Consider the following 19,223-nt stretch of genomic DNA (forward strand, 5'->3'; position numbering starts at 1 on the left):
CTGTTCTTCGAGACGACATGACAGATTCTTCCCCCACTTCCGACCGACCGACTGCGATGAGCCGCCGCGACTATCTCCGTGCCGCGGCCGTCACCGGCATCGCTAGCGTTACCTTCACGGGTACAGGCGCAGGTGCAGAGTCCGGTACCAGCGCGACCGCGACGGAGCCGACCGTCTACAACGTGGTCGAGGAGGGTGCCGACCCGACCGGCCAGGAACCCATCGACCCGGTCCTCGGCCGCCTCGAACACGACGACGCCATCCTCGAGTTCCCCGATGGACGGTACCAGATCCAGGACTTCAACATGTACGGGCGCGAGAACTTCACACTGCGCGGCATCGGCGAGAACGTCGTGCTGGTGCCGAGTCCGGACTACAACCGCGACTACTGGCTCACCGGCTGGCACATGCGGAACTTCACCTTCGAGAACTTCACCATCGACAACTCCGCGACAGACTGCGGCCCCAGTATCTCCTTCGGCTGCTACGACGGGCTCCTCGTCCGGAACGTCACGAAGGTCGGCTACCACGACACCGACAGCACCGCGTTCGGCTTCTACATCCACGACGCCACCGGCTCCGGCCTCGTCGAGAACCTCGTCATGCGCGACGGTTCCATCCCGGTCGCCCCCGTCGGTGTCTACACCGCCTCCACCGGCAAGCTCGTCTTCCGGAACTGCGAGATAGAAGGCTTCGGGAACAACGGGCTGTACGCCTCGACCGGAACCGGCCCCATCGGCGTCGAAGGCGGCGTGTTCAAGAACAACGACCGGACCCAGGTCCGGCTCGGTGCACCCGGCAGCTACGTCAAGGACGCCGAGATCGTCGTCGACACCAGCCCGGACAGCCCCCGGACGGGCTGGACGCCCAACTACCGCGGTATCCGCATCTCGGACAACCCGGGACCGGTGACCGTCGAGAACTGTGACATCACGATGCGCCGGGGCCGGGGCTTCGGCGGCATCGTCACCGCGTTCGACGGCGGCTCCGTCACGGTCCGTGACACCCGCATCCACGTCGGCGAGGACTACTGGATGTACTGGAGCGACCACACGGCCCCCGCCGTGTTCGCCGACGAAGCGACCGACATAACGCAGTCGGGTGGCGGCGGTGAGCGCCTCTTCGAGAACGTCTCCATCACCGGTAGCGGCGAGGCCGACGGCGAGTATCCCGTCGTCCTCCTGAAGCGTGGCAACAACACCTTCCGGAACTGCTGTCTCCAGCAGACGGGGACCGACCGCTCGGGCTTCGAGACCTGGAACAGCGATCACCTCCCCGCCGACCTCGGCGACCCGACCACCGTCACGGACTCGACGGTCAACGTCCCCGGCGAGCTGTCCCGGGGGAACGTCACCCTCGACAACATCGCGACGGGCGGCACCTGCCCGGTCCCCGCCGGCGTCGAGCCGATTCCGGACTCCAGCATCGACGCGCACGTCCCCCTCGCCGAGGTGCCGCTCCCGTCGAACGCGAGCCGCCTGACGTACCCGACGATGGGCACCTCGTCCGAGAACCCGACCCTGCGAGTGTACGGGAACTTCGTCTACCCGAACACGCGGGAGTTCGTCTTCGGCAACCTCCGGCACGTCATCGACGAGTTCGTCGTCACCGGTCGCCTGAACGTCGAGTTCCGGTCCGTCGCCTACCCCGACGGCCACTACCTCAACAGCGTCGAGGGTGAGGAGCGACTCGCCAAGCTGGCGGTCGGCGTCTGGGACGTCAACAACTGGGAGAACTACTGGGGCGTCTTCGAGTACCTGTTCGCGAACCAGGGCCAGCTCTCCTGGCAGACCTGGGACGAGGCGTCCTCGATGCTCCAGGACGCGGGTGTCGAGCGCGTCTACGGCTGGATTCCCTCGCTCGTCACCGACGGCGAGTACGACGACGAGGTGTACGCGTCACGGGTACAGGCCGCCGAGGACGGCATCATGTACGTCCCACAGCTCGTCCTGAACGGCGAACTGGCCGGGGCGAACTGGGACACCGACAAGCTGCTGGGCTGGCTGGACCGGCGCGTCTGAGCGGGTGTCGAAACGGCACGTCTGAGCAGAGGGAGAAACGACGCGTCTGAGCCGAGGCAGAAACGGCGCGTCTGAACCGAGGCCGAAACGAGCCTCGCCGCCGTGAGCACGGTGACGGGGTTCGTCTCGGGTAGCGTGCAGTGGGCTGTGTTATCATCTTTCTTCCTCCCGTCTCCGGGACTACTTAAACGGTGTCCTGCTGAAGTATCGAATCGATGGGAGTCCCCGGCGTAGCTATAGTCGATGAAACAGACGAACTCCACCTCCCCCGGTCTCCTCTCGCGGCGGAACTTCCTGCGTGGCACAGCAGCGCTCGGCATCGGTGCGGCTCTTCTCGGTACCTCGGCGGCCTCGGCAAGCGCATCGGCTGGTCCCACCCGAACGTCCTACGAGATTCTCGAGGGCACGTACTACGAGACGACCGTCTACGTGTACGACTCCGGCGTCGCCGGCCCGACCACGATGGTCGTCGGTGGCATCCACGGCGACGAGAAGTCCGGCTACCTCGCGGCCGACCAGATCGCCGAGTGGTCCGTCACGACGGGCAAGCTCGTCGTCATGCCCCGCGCGAACGTCGACGCCATCGCCCGGGACGTCCGCCCGTACGACCCCGACCTTAACCGGCAGTTCCCGCCGACCGGCGGTACCTGCCTCTCGTCGCTCGCCCGTAACATCTGGAACGTCGTCGAGGCCGTCGACCCCGACTGGGTGTTCGACCTCCACAGCTCGCGTGGCATCTACAAGTCCGGCGACGGCGGCGTCGGCCAGGCGCTGTTCCCGACCTGGACCGACCCGGCGCGGTCGTACGGTGAGCAGACCGTCGCCGCCCTCAACGACCGATTCGGGCTCTCGGGCGACGTGGCCTACCGGATGGGCAACACGCTCGACGCCGACCGCCCGATGCTCATGCACCGGGTCGCGGGCATGCTCGACCGCCCCGGCTTCATCTGCGAGACGACCGAGAAGATGCCCCTCGACGAGCAGACCCAGTGGCACCTGTTCACCGTCGAGCACGTGATGGCCCAGTACGGCCACGTCCGCGGAACCCCGGAGACGACCACGCGCTCGACGGTCGACTTCCACGCTGGAACCCACACCTTCGACGACTACTGGCAGTCGTTCGAGTTCGACCATTCGCTGTCGTACCCCGCCATCGTCGCTCCGTCGCTCTCGTACGCCGGGCCGGACCCCGCACACCCGCGCATCACCGACGACGACAGCAACGGCGCGACGGCCCGCGTCGAGGAGTGGGCCTACCTGAACGACCGCCACTACCAGGAGTCCGCGGGCGTGCTGGCGTTCCCCGCGAACACCGTCACCCGGTCCGACGACGGGAAGCGCATCCAGGCGAGCCGCCAGAACGTCGGCACGTCCTGGGAATATATCGAGTTCGAAGAACCGTTCGAGGCGACGCCCGTCGTCCTGGCCGCACCCCAGAGTGACTGGCACGACACCCCGGTCATCGCTCGCGTCCGCAACGTCACCCGCTACGGCTTCGACGTGCGACTCCACACCGAGGAAGGTGGCCGTGACCTCTCGTGGTCCGAGCAAGAGCGCGTGGGCTGGGTGGCGCTCGAAGAGGGTCGTGGGACCCTGAACGGCCGCAACTACGAGGTCGGCACGAGACGCATGGACGAGGAATGGCGATGGATCGACTTCGCCGGCTCCTACGAGAACCCGGTGTTCCTCGCCGCGCCGACGACCTACGCGGGCTGGAACCCCGTCACCGTCCGATACGAGGACCTCTCGGGGTCGCGTGTGAAGGCGTTCCTGCAGGAGGAGACGAGCGCCGACGCCGAGACCGGCCACCCGGCCGAGACGGTCGGCTACTTCGTCATCGACGGGTGAGGCGGACCTACGCGGTCGACGACGGCACGTCGATGCTGTTCTGATTCTCGTCGCCACCGTCGTCGGCGTCGGGGTCCTCCCCGACGCACATCGTCACCTCGCCGTTCGCGTACAGCATGCTTCGCTCCGGGCCACAGACGTCGTGCTTCTGGACGGGTATCAGCCCGGACTGGTCGCCGACGCGGAAGATGGGCGCACCCTCGGTGTGGTAGTCGCGGTACACCACCACGTCGTTGACCGTCTCGCTCGTGTTCGGGTTCACGAACAGCATCGTCGCCCGGTCGTTCACCTCCGTTCTGCGGTACACCTCGGTGTAGGGCGAGTCGGTATACACCGGCTGGTCACCCGAGACCATGTTGCCGGTGCTCCGCATCCCCGTGAGTTCGGCCTGGTTGTACCCGAAGCGGGGCTGGTCGCTGTCGAACACCGGCGCGTCGAGCGTCGCGTCGGTCGAGACGAACATCGCGCCCGGGTAGCCCACCGCGAGCAACAGGAACACCATCGTGGCGACCTTCGGGTTCAGGTTCTTCGCGGCGTAGCCGAGCCCGAGTGCGCCGAGGATGGCCATCGGGAGGTACATGAACGCGAACCAGCGCCCGGGCAGGAACAGCCCGACACCCATGATGGGCAGGAACAGCGCGAACAGGATCATCACCGTCACGACGAAGATGAGCAACAGTCGCGCCAGCGAGGTCCGGTCGCTCTTGAGCGCGTACAGACAGCCGAGGACGGTGATGCCGAGCAGGAGCATGAACCCGAGCACGTCGATGTACGGGATGAACTGGTCGACGATGGAGGGCGTCTGCTCGCCGATGCCCCCACCACCCGACCCGGGCGTCGACTGCAGGTTGAACAGCCCGGCGGACTCCACCAGCGTCGAGCGGAGCTTCGCGATCATCACCTCGGTGAACGTCTCGCCGCGGTACGGCGTCAGGCTCCAGACGAGGGTGAGCAGCCCGGTCTGGAACACGAGGAGCCCCGAGAGGTCGCGGGTGCTCACGTCGGGATAGAGCAGGTCGCTGGTGACGAAGTACTGGACCACGGTCGCGGTGCCGATGGTCACCAGCATGATGAACGCCGACACCTGGTGGGACAGGCTCAGGCCGACGATGAAGAACACCAGCAGGCCGATGTCCCGCGGGTCGCGGTCGTTCAACACCCGGACGAAGTAGTAGAACCCGGCGACGAACAGGATGACCCCGAGACTCGTCGGGACGAGGTGGATGCTCCACTTGATGACGTGGTCGCTGAAGGCGAACAGTGCCGTGGCGGCGAGCGCCCAGCGGACGGGGACGAACGACCGTCCGGCCACGTAGACCAGTGGCAGCGTCAACACCATCGCCGCGCCCATCGAGAGGTAGAGCGCGGACTCGAGCGCCGTCCCGGCCATGAGCGAGGTCGCGACCACCAGCAGGTGGTACAGGGGTGACGCGTAGTACTTCGCGCCGCGGGACGCGTGCTCGCGCATGACCGAGAGGCTGCCCGTCTCTCGGAGGTCGACCGCGAGCTTGGTGATGTGCGTCCAGATGTCGATGCCGATGAACCCGGCACTCGTGAAGTGGGCGGTGAACCGGATCGCGGCCGCGAGCGCGAGAATCTGGACGAGCACCAGCCCCGGCACGAGGTCTTCGTCGGCCGCGAAGAAGACCTGGAGGAACACCGAGAGCGCGGTGAGTGCGGTGACGGCGTGGAACACCGGTGAGCGCTCGCCGGACAGCGTGGCGACGACGAGCGCCACGGCGATACCGAGGAAGGTCACGGCTGGTGTGAGTCTGGCGACCGGTGTCGGGAGCGTCGCCAGACTGTGGCCGAGCCCGCTCCTGCGGCCGTGGGTGTTCTTCGACGCTCGCCACGCGAAGAGGTAGAGGATGCAGGCCGTCGCCAGCACCAGCGGGAGCGTCTCGGCGAACAGGTGCGAGAGGACGAAGCGGAGCGGGAACAGCAAGACCGCGAGCAGCAACCCGATGATCGCGACGTCGCGGTCGAACGGGCGGTCGTGTATCCAATCGACGACTCGACTCCCCACAGACGGCGTACTCATTGTCTGGCCCAACAGGACGTGCCCTCATTGTTATCAGCCGGTTAAGCCCGGAGACCGGCTGAACCGGTGGTTTACGCCCTCCGAAACAGTGTCGAACGGTCGGCAAACGGTGCAAATGCCGCAACGAACGGCAACGGCCTCGCGGATTGAAGTGCGATACCCGAGGTGTGTTGGGGTGATGTCTAAGCGGATGACGAACCATGGGAGCGTGGATCGACGAACGGTTCTAACACTTCTCGGTGGGGTCGCTGGCGGGACCGCGATCTCTGGCACTGTCGCTGCCGACGATGGCGACTACGGGAACGTGGTCGACATCGTCGAGGCAGGGGCGGACCCGACGGGAGCGGAACCGATAGACGACGTGTTCGGGGCGGTCGAGGACGACGATACCCTCATCGAGTTCCCGGACGGTCGGTACAAGATAAACCAGCTCAACCTCTACGGTCGCGCCAACCTCGCGCTGCGTGGTGTCGGCGACGACGTGACGCTCGTGGCCGACGAGAACCACGGTGACGACTACTGGATCGCCGGGTCCAGTACGCGCGACCTCGTCTTCGAGAACTTCACCCTGGACCACACCGCAGACGGAATCGACCCGTCGGTCGAGTTCGGCAGCCACGACGGACTCGTCGTCAGGGACGTGGTGAAGAAGGGGTCACAGGACGGCGACAATACGGCCTTCGGCTTCCGGACGTACCACGACTGGAGCGAGACGGTCGTCGAGAACCTCCAGCTCCCGGACGGGAGCGACTCCGTCGGCCCCGTCGGTATCTGGGTGGATGGCGACGGGACGACCACGTTCCGTGACTGTCGCGTGGAGGACTACGGGAACAACGGGCTGTACGCGTCGTGGTCGAACGGCGCGGTACAGGTCGAAGGTGGCGTGTTCAAGAACAACGACCGGGCACAGGTCCGACTCGGGAGTGCGGGGAGCTACGTCAACGAGGCGGACGTCGTGGTCGACGACCCCTCGGGTGACGACCCCTGCACCGGCGTGCGTATCTCTGACGGGCTCGGCCCCGTCACCGTCTCGAACTGTGACATCTCGATGACCAGCGGTCGCGGAAGCGGTGGTGTGGTCTGTGCCGAAGACGGCGGCCACTTCGTGGTGAAGGACTCGCGAATCCACATCGGTTCGGACTACACGGCCAACAAGTCCGGCGGCACGCGAACGTCACCGGGCGTGTTCGTCGACGACGCGCCGGACGCCCCGGACCTCGACCACGACATCGTCGGGACCGCCATCACCGGCGGCGGCGACTACTACCCGGCCGTCCTCGGCAAGCGAGACGACGTCAACGTGAAACAGTGCTGTATCGACTGGGAGGGCCCGGACGGCATCTGGTTCCAGGACACGACGGCGAACGACATCCGGGACACGAACATCACGGTCAGCGGGGAGGAGTTCGTCGGCGACGCGGAGGTCTCCGGTCTCACGACCGGTGACTCGTGCCCGCTCCCCGACTTCGGTGACGGTGGTGGCAGCAGCGGTGACGACCGGCCCAGCGCCGTCGCGGACGCCCCGATTCCGCCGAACGCCAGCCGGCTGCCGTACCCGACGATGGGGACCGACGCCGACAACCCGACGCTGACCGTCTACGGGAACTTCGTCTACCCGAACACGCGAGAGTTCGCGCTCGACAACCTCCCCGCCATCCTCGAGGAGTTCGTCGAACCCGGCCACCTCAACGTGGAGTTCCGGTCCATCGCCTATCCCGACGACCACTACCTCAACTCCGTCGAGGGCGAGGAACACCTCGGACAGCTCGCCCTCGGTGCCTGGGACAAGGACTGGCAGAACTACTGGGAGGCGTTCGAGTACCTCTTCGAGCACCAGGGGGAGTTCGACTGGCAGTCCTGGTCCGCGGCCAGCAACCTCCTGCAGAACGCCGGGGTCGAGGACGTCTACGGCTGGATTCCGGTTCTCGCCGCCGACGACGAGTACGCCGACGAACTCGTCGAGTCGCGGGTCGACGCTGCCGACGCCGACCTCGAGTACGTCCCACAGATAGAGTTCGAGGGCGACCTCGCGGGTGCGAACTGGGACACCGGCCACCTGCTCCGCTGGATCAGCAACCGCATCTGAGGCCTCGTTTCGCGACTATCCCGCGATTAATTCACCTGTAAGGACCGTTTCGAACGGCGGGCTGGGCGTTCACCGAACCGGACGGTCCGGCCGATTTGACGGGTTTCGATACCGTCTCGCAACCGTTCACGTCTCGGGCTCGAACCGCCCCATGTGTCGTGTTGACGCTCCAGACGCCGAGAAACCGTCCCTCACCCCTTATCTTGACTATAATATTACGGGTGTCAGGTCTACACCGAATCGATGGTCGAAGACAGAACGAGACGCCGAACCCTGAAGGCCCTCGGTTTGAGTGCAGTGACCGGACTCGCAGGGTGTATGAACACTGGCGAACAGAACACGACAGGAACGACCACCACGACCCGGTCCACGTCGGGCACGCCGACCGGGACCGCCACCGCCCGCGAGCAGACGGACACGACCGATTCCGGCGAGCAACGTGAGAAACCCGAAGACGTCGTCGACGACTTCGAGGACCTCTCCACGTGGACCGTCAAGAACGGGAAGCTCACCGCGATGACGGAGGGCTCCTACAAGGGGAGCCAGTCGGCCGTCATCACGCGCCAGGACGGCGAGCCCGTCATCGAGCGCGAGATCGAGACCGGCGTCGGCGGGTCGAACCTCTCCGTGGCGATTAACCTCGACGCCAGCAAGCACGCCGTCTTGCAGGTGACCCTCCTCAACGGCAACAACCAGAACTCGGTGCAGTACGCCGAGTCCGTCCGCTCGTCCACGAGCGGGTTCTGGCAGCGGCTCGACCTCGGCGCGACCGGGGTCACGGGGCTGCCCAACCTGAAGAACATCACCAAGATCCGCATCCGCGTCAAGGGTGCCGGGAGCGGCGGGAAGGTCCGCATCGACGACCTCCGAAAGGTCCCCTCCCCCGACAAGGGCTACGTCGCGCTTGTGTTCGACGACGCACAGCGCTCTGACTACACGAAGGCCTTCCAGACGCTGAAGCAGTACGACATCCCGGCGACCTCCGCCCTCGTCACGAACCACGTCGGCGACGACGGGTTCCTCAACATGAAGCAGATCGAGGAGATGAAGGCGGCGGGCTGGGAGTTCGCCTCGCAGACGGCGAGCCACGCCAACATGCTCAACGCCTCGCGGCTGCAGGCCGAACGGGAGGTCGTCGGCTCGAAGGAGTGGCTCCTCGACCACGGGTTCGAGAAGGGTGCCAAGAGCTTCACCTACCCGTACGGTCTCTACAACGAGCAGATCACGAACTTCGTCAGCAAGCACTACGAGATGGGCTTCGGGTTCTTCAGCACCCGGAACGCGGCCTCCGGGTACATCACCGACCCGATGACCATCTCGCGGGGTGACGGCCGACACATCGAGCAGGCGAAGTCGATGGTCGACCTGGCGCACCTCTACAACGACCTCGAGGTCATCACCTTCCACGGTATCGACCGCAAGGGCGAACTGGACGTCACCGGCGACCAGTTCGAGGACTTCGTCTCCTACCTCGACAACAGCAACGTCGAACCGATCACCCTCTCACAGATCCCCAACAAGTTCAAGCCAGAAGACGGCTGGTAACCCGCAGGTCGGTTGTCGGTTCGTTTCGGCGCGGCTCTCTCACGCGTGTTTCAGTTGCGGTGTCGTCTCTTTTCGTGGTACTTCGTCGACAGCAACAGTCGCCCGCATCGACAGCGACGCACCGGGGGGCGGTCCCGGCACCGAGCGTGTCACCTGTGTGCCGTCAGTCGCGACGACGACCGGCCACGGCGCGGTAGAGCCCGGTCGCGACCGGGAAGCCATCGACGACCCACAGGAGGCCCACGGCGGCCACCAGGGTCAGCTCGAACAGCAGGATACCTGAGAGCCCGCCGGTGAGCAGCTCGTGGAGGAAGCGCAGGAAGTAGCGCGAGGCGTTGGCGACGATGCCGCTGGTGGGTGCCGCCTCGCGCTCGAGGACGGGCCAGAGCACGGCGTGGACCCAGAACCCGTCACCCCGGATGGCCGGGTAGACGATGTCGCCGAGGAGGTGCGAGCCGTAGCCGACGGCGAACGCCCCGAACAGGTGGGGTCGGTCGACCCGGCGGGAGAGGAGCGACGCAGCGGCGAGCAAGACGGGGGCGGCGAAGACGGAGTGGGCGACCGAGTAGCCGGTCGCGGTGATGTCGAACGTCCACGAGAGCGGCTTGTCGACGAGGTCGGGCAGGAGCGTCGCGAATCCGGCCACGGCGACCGCGTCACCACGTGGTGCAGCCCCCGTCGTGAAACGGACGGAGAGCGAGTACAGTACGTATCCGAACGCGAGGTGTTCCCATGGCCACATCGATAGATGGTCTCTTGGTCTGCTGTCGGCAGCCGGGTCGTCGATGACCGTCCCCGGGCGACGGTGCTGGTGTGTCGGTCGAACGCGACCGTCTCACGTGGTCCGGAGGGTGACCACCCGGTACGCGGTTTCCCGGGACGGGTCGTCGGGCGCGTCGCCCCTGTAGAGCATGACGACGACGCGAACGTCGTCACCGCTCGGCGGCGAGACGCTCACCGTCTCGCTGACCCGCTCGCCGTCCGCGGCGGTGAGGGTCGTGCGGCCGAGTTCACGCTGGGCCTCGACGACGGTGGCTCCGTCGGCGTTCTCGCTGACCCGCTGGACGGTGGTGACCATCGTGTACTCCTGCTCGCTCCCCTCGTGGTTCTCGACGAGGAGGGTCGGGTTCTCGCCACTCTGGAGCACCGCGGCCTCCTGGACGCTCTGGCCCTCCGTGTCCACGGCGAACTCGGTGAACCCGCTGTCGGTGGGGCCGTAGGCGACCGCGAAGCCGACGCTGCCCAGCGCCAGGAGCACGCTCACCACGAGCGCCACGTTGTAGACCGTGGTCGGGGAGCCCCCGTCGCGGAACGCGCTCTCCGTCTTCGTGAACAGGACCGACCTGATGGGGACCGACGGCGCGTAGCGGTCGGCGGCTGGCACTCGCCAGCGTCGGAAGAGGCTGAGGACGGCGAAGAAGCCGGTGATTCCGGCCACTCCGACGAGGATGGGAAGGAGCGTGATTCCCCAGGGGGTGAAGTTCGCCACGAGGGCGACCAGTGCGACGATGGAGATGCTCAATGCGACCGTGAGCCCGAAGCGTTCCGCCCCGAGCAGCCCGCCACCGTCCGGCGGTCGGTCCGTCCGCCCCCGGGGGAACAGCACGACCGAGATGGTGTATCCGGGCAGGAAGAGGACGAACAGGGCGGTCGCGAGGAGCCGGGCGACCGGGACGTTCAGGAAGATCGAGAACGCCCCGAGCGCGGCCAGCGCGAGGACGACGAAGGCATCCAGGAACCACAGTTTCGTGCGACTCATCGTGTGTGCGTACCGGCTCGGGCGTGTTTATTACCGGTCGAGTAAGGGGAGCCGACGTGGGATGGTCGGGTGCGAGGCGGGGCATCCCGGGGCTTAATCGGGGTGTAAACCGTTTTCTGCGGGCAACGTTTGGAACGGAGTGACACACTTACAAGGCGGGAGCCGGGACAGCCAGACATGGCAGAGCACGATATCGTCTCGGCGGCGCTCGCCGGAACCACGACCAGGGACGACCTGCGCGTCTCGCTGGTCAGGATACTCGACGCTGCCGCCGAGAACGGTGTCGACCTCGACCAGGTGTTCGACGCGGTCGGTGCGGACGAGCTCGGGTCGATGGCCCCGTTCGAGCACGTCCCGGACGCGTCCGCGACAGAACTCGACGAGTAGGCGAGTCGGCGTCACGCACCATGTCGTCGGTCACTGTCCGAGTGCGACGCGCGAGACGCGACGCTCTGTCGTCTGTGAGAAAACCGGGTCGTTCGTCCAGTCGCCGGGGACCAGTCCGGCCCACCCATCGTCCTACTGCTCGTCAGCTTCGGGCACCGGGGCCCTCACGACGTCAGCTCGGGTTCGATGTGTTCGCGTTCCCATCGGTAGCGTTCGCGAATCGCCTCTGCACCCTCTTCGGATATCTCGTAGAAGTTGGTCCGACCGTCGATGCAGCCCTTCTCGACCAGTCCTTTCTCGACGAGCGTGTCCAGATTCCGGTAGAGACGGCCGTGTGGGAGCGACGTGTCGAGGGAGTCCTCGATCTCTTGTTTCAGGTCTCGACCACTCGGCTCGTCCATCTTGGTGAGCACGACGAGCAGGTTGTGTTGGAATCCGGTCAGGTCTGTCCTCATGTCTCTACCACACTGTTCCGACCACCTACACAAATACCCGCTCGGCCGTTGCCGAACCTACACCATCGATAATCCGCGCAACTGTCCACCATGTCGTGTTTTGACACTGTATAATTCTGGTATGCTGGGGCGCGAATCCGGTGTTCGAGCGGCGATTCGTACTGTCTCGTCGCTTATGGCTCCTATATTTATCACGGGCCCGTCCGTCCCCTCCGGCATGTTCGGTACCAGCGGGATTCGCGGTGAGTTCGGGACGGAAGTGACGTGTGACCTCGCGCTCTCTGTCGGGCGCGCAGTCGCCTCTGCTGGCTACGAACGTGTGGTCGTCGGCCGTGACGCCCGCGAGAGCGGTGAACCGCTCCAGCAGGCGGTCGTCGCGGGCCTCCGCGAGTGCGGGGCGAACGTCGTCGACGTCGGACTCGCGGCGACACCGACGGTCGCACGGTCCATCGCTCGTCACGACGCGGACGCGGGCGTGGTCATCACCGCGTCCCACAACCCACCGCAGGACAACGGCATCAAACTCTGGAACCCGTCGGGGCAGGCGTTCGACACCGACCAGCGCGAGGAGATAACCCGGCGGGTCCGCGAGGACGACGTCGACGTGGCCGACTGGGCGGGCGTGGGCGACAGCGAACGGGACGAGACGGCTGTCGCTGCACACGAGCGCGCCCTCCGCGACGCCGTCAGCATCGACCGCGAGCTCTCGGTCGTCGTCGACGCCGGGAACGGCCCCGGTGGGCTCACCGCGTCGGTCCTCCACGACCTCGGCTGTGACGTCCAGACGCTCAACGGGCAGCCCGACGGCCGGTTCCCCGGCCGACCCAGCGAGCCGACGGCGGAGAACTGCGAGAGCCTGACGCGACTCGTCGCGGAGACGGGAGCCGACCTCGGCATCGCCCACGACGGCGACGCCGACCGGATGATGGCCGTCACCGAGGACGGCGAGTTCCTCGCGGGCGACGTCCTCCTGGCGCTGTTTGCCCGGGAGGCCGTCGGCGAGGGCGACCGGATCGCCGCCCCACTCGACACCAGCCTCGCCGTCGACGATGCGCTCTCCCCCCTGGGTGCGACGGTCGAACACACGAAGGTCGGGGACGTGTTCGTCGCCGAAGCCGCCACCGACCCCGCCGTCACCTTCGGCGGCGAACCCAGCGGGGCGTGGATCTGGCCCGACGAGACCCTGTGTCCCGATGGCCCACTGGCCGCGTGCAAACTCGTCGAACTCGTCGCCCGGAACGACTCGCTCGGCGCGCTCGTCGACTCGGTGGACACCTACCCCATCCGCCGCGACAGCATCGAGACGCCAGAGAAGGAGGCCGCCATGCGTGAGGTCGAGTCGGCCATCCGCGCGGAGTACGAGACGGTGAACGACCTCGACGGGATCCGCGTCGACACCGACGACGGCTGGTTCCTCGTCCGCCCCAGCGGCACCCAGCCCCTCGTCCGCATCACGGCCGAGGCGCGGAGCGACGAGCGCGCCGACGACCTGTTCGAGTACGCCCGCCAGCTGGTCACGGACGCGACGAGCGCGACGGCCGCGACGACGAGCCAGGACTGATTCTTCGGCCTGACACCCGTCGGGTCACGTTTACCGTATCGCTAGTAAACTGGGGCCCCCGCGTAGGTCGGCGTATGACCGGCGACCAGCACAGACGACGCTTCCTCACCACGCTCGGGGCGGTCACCGCGACCAGCCTCGCGGGCTGCTCCAGCGGGAGTTCGACGGACGACCAGCCAGCCACGACCGACGCCACCGACACTGCGACCCCCGACGACACGACGGGGCAGAGCGGCACGGACACGCCAGGGACCGGCGAGCGACAGAAAGACGGGGGCGAGACGGCGACGACGACGGAACCCCACACTGTCGAGTTCGAGTCGCCGGCGGGAACGACGGTGACCGGGACGCTCGCGGGCCGCGGGGACTGCGGCGTCGTCTTCGTTCCACAGATCGACCTGGACCGCGAGAGCTGGCGGCCACAGCTAGAGCGATTCGCGGCTGCCGGCCACCACGTGCTCGCCATCGACGAGGGCGAGCGAAAGACGGCGGCGGTCAGGGGGGCGGTCCAGTACCTCCAGTCGGCCCACGGTATCCAGCAGCTCGTGCTCGTGGGCGCGAGCTCCGGCGGCGAAGCGGTCGTCGAGGCCGCTGCAGCCGAGCTGGCGGTCGATGCGGTCGCAGCGCTCTCGCCCGCTGGCGGCAGCGACGCGGCGGGGTCTCTCGACGCGCGCCTGCTCGTGGTCGTCAGCGACGGCGACGAGGACCGGTTCGTCCGGACCGCGACGGACATCTACGAGGGCGCGGCGGAACCGAAGGAACTCGTGACCTACGACGGGGCGACCCATGGACAGGGTCTCTTCGAGAGCGAGCACCGTGACCGGCTGCGCCAGACCCTCGACGAGTTCGTCACGACGGCCTGCGGCGACGCCTGATGCGCTACCCACCGTTCGGCGCTTACGGTGGAGTTAATCTCGACTGGGGCGCGGGACGGTCGCGTTATGCGGCTCGTAGTAATACGATACCAGGCCCTTCACACAACTGCCGGTGGCAGACACTGGCGAGGTGAAAGCCCTCACTAGTCGTCGCCCATCACACCACATCGCCCCTCGTGACCCGGGAGTTGCCCACCTCCCGACGTGCACGCGTCCATTCCCCCACCGGACGACCGATCCGTGATGTGGCGGGCACCCCAACCATCCATCTTCTCGTTACCGCATTTTTTGGCGTCTCGTCCCAGCAGGGCGTGGCCATCGCTTAACGCATCGATAACAAAAGGGTACTCTTGCGAATGCGTGAACGATGCAAGCAGTCATTCTCGCAGCTGGCAAAGGAACGCGGATTCGCCCGCTCTCTGACAACGTGCCCAAGCCGATGGTCCCCACGGCCGACGGGCCACTCGTCGAGCGAACCGTCGAGGCAGCGGTCGACGCCGGCGCGGACGAGCTCCTCATCGTCGTCGGGTACGAGGGCGAGGCGGTCCGGGAGTACTTCGGCGAGGCGTACGACGGGACACCGATTCGCTACGCGGTCCAGGAGGAACAGCGCGGGACTGCACACGCGGTCGCCGCCGCCGCAGAGCACATCGACGGGCCCTTCGCCGTCCTGAACGGCGACAACTGTTTCGACACGGAGAGCATCGCCGAGCTGTTCGAGCGACGGCCGAGCGTGCTCTCGTACCGGGCCGACGACCCGTCGGCCTACGGCGTCCTCGAGACCGAGGACGGGACCGTGACAGGGGTCGTCGAGAAACCGGACGACCCACCCGGCAACCTCGTCAACGCGGGCGCGTACGTCTTCCCCGAGGCCGCCCGCGACTGGCTCGACGTCGGCGAGAGCGAGCGCGGCGAACACGAGATCACCGACGTGCTCGAACGCGTCGTCGAGCAGTTCTCGGTCACGCCCGTCGAGGTCGACCGCTGGCTCGACGTGGGCCGGCCGTGGGAGTTGCTCGAAGCGAACGAGACGTACCTCGCAGAGCTGGACTCGCGCATCGAGGGAGAGGTCAGCGACGACGCCCACCTCGAGGGTACCGTCGTCGTCGAGGAGGGTGCGATCATCAAGCCCGGGGTCGTCATCGAGGGGCCGGTCCTCGTGCGCTCCGGGGCGACGGTCGGGCCCAACGCCTACGTCCGCGGTGCCACGCTCATCGACGAAGGTGCGAAGGTCGGCAACGCCGTCGAAGTGAAGAACAGCGTCGTCGGGAAGCGCTCCAGTGTTGCCCACCTCTCCTACGTCGGTGACAGCGTTCTCGGGCGCGACGTGAACTTCGGCGCGGGGACGACCGTCGCCAACCTGCGCCACGACGACGAACCCGTCCGGCACACGGTCAAGGGCGACCGCGTCTCGACCGGCCGGCGGAAGTTCGGTGTCGTGGTCGGCGACGGCGTGAAGACCGCCATCGACACGAGCCTGAACGCCGGCGTCACGCTCTCGACCGGGGCGACGACCGAACCAGGCGAGACCGTCACGCGCGACCGGTAAGTGATGTCCCGGCCCTCCATCACGAACCGGCCCCCCACCGGGAACCAGCCCAGCAGCCCGACCCCGGGCACCGACACCGGAACTCCAACACATGAGTCGTAACATCGTCACCGCGTTCCTGTCCACTATCGGGAGCCGACTCGTCGGCCTCCTCGTGACCGCCGCAGTGACACCGCTACTCATCCACTTCCTCGGCGTCGGCACCTACGGCGAGTACGCGACCATCATGTCCGTGTTCGCCCTGCTCACCATCTTCATGAGCTCGGGGACGAACAGCGGCGTGAAGAAGTACATCGCCGAGGAACGCTCGATGCATCGCTGGAAGGACCACGTCTTCGGCTACTACTTCCGACTCGCGACGCTGCTGGCGGTGCTCGCCGCCATCGGGTTCGCGGTCGCCTCCTACACCGGCATCGTCGCGATGGTCTGGGGCGAGACGTTCGAGCCGTACTTCTACCTCCTCGGCGCGATGGCGCTGGCGGTCCAGTACCGGGAGTACATCCGGCGGACGCTGATGGGGCTCAAGCTCGAACACGTCTCCGAGCCGTTGACGGTCCTCTACCGGGTCGTGTTCGGCATCGTCGGCGTGACGCTCGCCGCGCTGGAGTTCGGGGTCCCCGGCCTCATCGTCGCCCAGATACTCGCCAGCCTCGTGGCGGTCGGTGTCGGGCTGGCCGTGGTGCGGAGTCGGCTGTCGCTCGACACCATCGTGGACACGACGCCCTCGCAGTTCCCCAGCTCGGACCTGTTCAACTTCAACCACCTCACCATCGCGTACGTCTTCTTGCTCACCTCGCTGTACCACATCGACGTGCTGATGCTGGGGTCGTTCAAGAACAGCGAGCTGGTCGGCTACTACAAGGCGGCGCTCGTGCTGGTGCAGTTCCTCTGGATACTCCCCCGGTCGGTCCAGGGCGTGATGATACAGTCCACCTCCGACCTGTGGGAGCAGGGCAAGACCGACCGCATCACCGACCTCGCCTCGCGGACCACCCGGTACGTCCTGCTGTTGACCCTGTTGCTGGCCCTCGGGATGGCCGCACTGGCCTCCTCGTTCGTCCCGCTGTACCTCGGCGAGGAGATGACGCCCGCGGTCACCCCGCTCCTGTTGCTGTTGCCCGGGACCGTCGCGTTCGCGGTCGCCCGGCCGCTACTGGCGATCAGTCACGCGAAGGGCGACGTGAAGGCGCTCATCGCGGCGACCTGGGCGTCCGCGACGCTGAACTTCGCGCTGAACCTGAACCTCATCCCGGCGTACGGGATGGTCGGCGCGGCCGTCGCCACGACCATCGGCTACGGCTCGCTGCCGCTGTTCAACGCGGTCGCCGCCCGCGAACTCGGCTACGACCCGCTCGAGGACCTTCGACTGCTTCGGGTCGGCCTGACCGCGGGCATCGCAGCGGTACCCATCTACTTCCTCCCGGGGCTGATTCCCAACGACATTCTGGCTCTCGTGGTCGTCCCCGTCGTCGGGTTCGTCGTCTACGCCGTGGCCGCGGTGGTGACCGGGGCGGTCGATATCGACGAGGTGCTCGACTTCCTCTCGTCGCTGCCGGGGCCCATCGGTGAGGCGGCGGGCAACCTCGCGGGCCGGCTGAACGCGAACTCACCGATCAAGCAGAAGGCTCCGGACGTGAGCGACCGGATCGAGCAGATACTCGTCCTCGCGGGTATCGCACTCATCGCGTCCGCGGCGGCGGTGCTCTCCGGTGCTGCAGGGGTCTGAACGACGCGGGAAAACGGTCAGCTCGTCACGCGCTCGATGAGCGCAGAAAGGGTCTCCTGGACCGGCGACCGCCGGTCGTATATCGGCTCGTCCTCCGTCTCCTCGAGCAGTTGCGGGACGTGCTCGCGGACAGACTCGGTTCGGTGGTCTTCGCGCTTGTCCGTCTCGACCTCGATCGCCGTCTGCATCAGTGACCGGTGGGACCGGTTGCGCAGGAGGTTCAACAGCGCGAGCATCTGCGACTCGCGTTCGTCGGGCTCCCAGATGCCGTCGGCGCTGAAGTGCTGCTCCGGTCGACGGATCTGCGAGACGAGGTCGCCGGCCAGGGCCGTCCGCAGCCAGCGGGTGTAGCGCTGGCGGAAGACCGCCACGCAGACCTCCTGCCAGTGCGCACGAAGCGTCTCCCGGTCCGCGGTCAGGTCGGCGACGTGGTTCAGGTACGCGAGCCGGTCGTCCGGGTCGACGCGTGTCCCTGCCTGGTCGACCGTCTCGTCGACCGTCTCCGTGGGGATGAGGTCGATACCGACGGGTTCGTCGCCGGCGAACTCGACCTCGATGGCGAGCCCCCACTGGGTCTTCGGGCGCTCGGGCATCGGGAACAGGAAGTTACCGAGGCTGTAGAATATCGGCACGTCGTCGTACACCTCCCAGCCCTGGGGCACGTGTGGATGGTGACCGACGACCAGGTCCGCGCCGGCGTCGACGAACTCGCGGAGGCGCTCCTGCCGGTGCAGCGGCGGGAGTGGCACGTACTCCACGCCACCGTGGGCCGCGACGATGGTCACGTCGGCTTCGGCGGCAGCGACACGGTCGAGTGCCCCGTCGTCGCCGAGCCAGGCGGTGCCGGGCTCGTCGGCGTCGGCGATACCGAACTCGCGCTCGCAGAGACTGAACACGGCGACCGAGGTCCCGTCGACGTCGAACCGGGCAGGCATCATCGCCGCCGACTCGCTCTCGCCAGCGCCACAGGTCTCCAGCCCGACCCTGTCACACGTGTCCATCGTGGCCCGGAGCCCGTCCTCGCCGTAGTCCATCAGGTGGTTGTTCGCCAGCGTCGCCACGTCGAAGCCAGCCGCCCGGAGCACGTCCGGGACGTCCGGATCGACAGTCAGGGTCGGGCCCGACTTCGAGAGCGGTTCGCCGGCACCGGCGACCGGTGCTTCGAGGTTGACCATCGAGAGGTCGGCAGCACGGATCTGGGAACTGAGCGGCTGGGCGACGGGTGCGTCCCTCGCCGACCGGTCGCGGTACTTCACGTCGCCGGCGGCAAAGAGCGACCACGTCTCCGCCGCCGATGCCTCTGCGAGCTCGATACGGTCCCGCGGCGGCGACTCGTCGGTAGCGTCTCGCCAGTCCCGAGTCTTCATGCT

14 protein-coding genes are annotated in these 19,223 nt (G+C 67.0%); 9 read left to right on the forward strand and 5 right to left on the reverse strand.

Annotated features, from left to right (window positions below; genetic code table 11):
- Nucleotides 1–56 precede the first annotated feature (56 nt).
- The gene (locus N6C22_RS06450) at nucleotides 57–2,021 is read left to right on the forward strand and encodes a hypothetical protein (RefSeq protein WP_261650270.1); all 1,965 of its coding nucleotides are present in this window, start codon (nucleotides 57–59) and stop codon (nucleotides 2,019–2,021) included.
- 243 nt (nucleotides 2,022–2,264) lie between these two features.
- Entirely contained in the window at nucleotides 2,265–3,869 is a 1,605-nt protein-coding gene (locus tag N6C22_RS06455) for a succinylglutamate desuccinylase/aspartoacylase family protein (protein WP_261650271.1), read from the forward strand.
- A gap of 7 nt (nucleotides 3,870–3,876) precedes the next feature.
- Here the strand turns inward: N6C22_RS06455 and N6C22_RS06460 are convergent, their stop codons facing one another.
- Complete coding sequence (locus N6C22_RS06460) at nucleotides 3,877–5,910, reverse strand: hypothetical protein (RefSeq protein ID WP_261650272.1); 2,034 nt, start codon at nucleotides 5,908–5,910, stop codon at nucleotides 3,877–3,879.
- 208 nt (nucleotides 5,911–6,118) lie between these two features.
- Here N6C22_RS06460 and N6C22_RS06465 point away from each other — a divergent pair, with 208 nt between their 5' ends.
- Entirely contained in the window at nucleotides 6,119–7,996 is a 1,878-nt protein-coding gene (locus N6C22_RS06465; protein WP_261650273.1) for a right-handed parallel beta-helix repeat-containing protein, read from the forward strand.
- A gap of 318 nt (nucleotides 7,997–8,314) precedes the next feature.
- Nucleotides 8,315–9,541: a polysaccharide deacetylase family protein gene (locus tag N6C22_RS06470; RefSeq protein WP_261650275.1), complete on the forward strand. Its 1,227-nt coding sequence runs from the start codon at nucleotides 8,315–8,317 to the stop codon at nucleotides 9,539–9,541.
- 163 nt (nucleotides 9,542–9,704) lie between these two features.
- Here N6C22_RS06470 and N6C22_RS06475 read toward each other — a convergent pair whose 3' ends face one another.
- Nucleotides 9,705–10,283, reverse strand: a complete 579-nt coding sequence (locus N6C22_RS06475) for a metal-dependent hydrolase (protein ID WP_261650276.1) — start codon at nucleotides 10,281–10,283, stop codon at nucleotides 9,705–9,707.
- 93 nt (nucleotides 10,284–10,376) lie between these two features.
- The gene (locus N6C22_RS06480) at nucleotides 10,377–11,300 is read right to left on the reverse strand and encodes a DUF1616 domain-containing protein (RefSeq protein ID WP_261650277.1); all 924 of its coding nucleotides are present in this window, start codon (nucleotides 11,298–11,300) and stop codon (nucleotides 10,377–10,379) included.
- Between the two features lie 177 nt (nucleotides 11,301–11,477).
- Here N6C22_RS06480 and N6C22_RS06485 point away from each other — a divergent pair, with 177 nt between their 5' ends.
- The gene (locus N6C22_RS06485; protein WP_261650278.1) at nucleotides 11,478–11,687 is read left to right on the forward strand and encodes a hypothetical protein; all 210 of its coding nucleotides are present in this window, start codon (nucleotides 11,478–11,480) and stop codon (nucleotides 11,685–11,687) included.
- Nucleotides 11,688–11,851: 164 nt separating this feature from the next.
- Here N6C22_RS06485 and N6C22_RS06490 read toward each other — a convergent pair whose 3' ends face one another.
- Complete coding sequence (locus N6C22_RS06490) at nucleotides 11,852–12,142, reverse strand: PadR family transcriptional regulator (protein WP_261650279.1); 291 nt, start codon at nucleotides 12,140–12,142, stop codon at nucleotides 11,852–11,854.
- Between the two features lie 217 nt (nucleotides 12,143–12,359).
- Between N6C22_RS06490 and glmM the strand changes: the two genes are divergently transcribed.
- The 4 genes from glmM to N6C22_RS06510 all read left to right on the forward strand — a co-directional run bounded on the left by glmM (nucleotide 12,360) and on the right by N6C22_RS06510 (nucleotide 17,853).
- Nucleotides 12,360–13,703 carry a phosphoglucosamine mutase gene (gene glmM, locus N6C22_RS06495; RefSeq protein WP_261650280.1) on the forward strand — a complete coding sequence of 448 codons (1,344 nt, stop codon included), beginning with the start codon at nucleotides 12,360–12,362 and terminating at the stop codon, nucleotides 13,701–13,703.
- A gap of 74 nt (nucleotides 13,704–13,777) precedes the next feature.
- A complete protein-coding gene (locus N6C22_RS06500; protein WP_261650281.1) occupies nucleotides 13,778–14,578 on the forward strand; it encodes an alpha/beta hydrolase in 801 nt (266 codons plus the stop codon).
- A gap of 367 nt (nucleotides 14,579–14,945) precedes the next feature.
- Entirely contained in the window at nucleotides 14,946–16,127 is a 1,182-nt protein-coding gene (gene glmU, locus N6C22_RS06505; protein WP_261650282.1) for a bifunctional sugar-1-phosphate nucleotidylyltransferase/acetyltransferase, read from the forward strand.
- Between the two features lie 91 nt (nucleotides 16,128–16,218).
- Nucleotides 16,219–17,853, forward strand: coding sequence for a lipopolysaccharide biosynthesis protein (locus N6C22_RS06510; RefSeq protein ID WP_261650283.1), 1,635 nt, complete (start codon nucleotides 16,219–16,221; stop codon nucleotides 17,851–17,853).
- A gap of 17 nt (nucleotides 17,854–17,870) precedes the next feature.
- Here the strand turns inward: N6C22_RS06510 and N6C22_RS06515 are convergent, their stop codons facing one another.
- Nucleotides 17,871–19,220, reverse strand: coding sequence for a CapA family protein (locus tag N6C22_RS06515; RefSeq protein WP_261650284.1), 1,350 nt, complete (start codon nucleotides 19,218–19,220; stop codon nucleotides 17,871–17,873).
- Nucleotides 19,221–19,223: the final 3 nt, after the last annotated feature.

The organism is Haloarchaeobius sp. HME9146, from assembly GCF_025399835.1.
Lineage (GTDB): Archaea > Halobacteriota > Halobacteria > Halobacteriales > Natrialbaceae > Haloarchaeobius.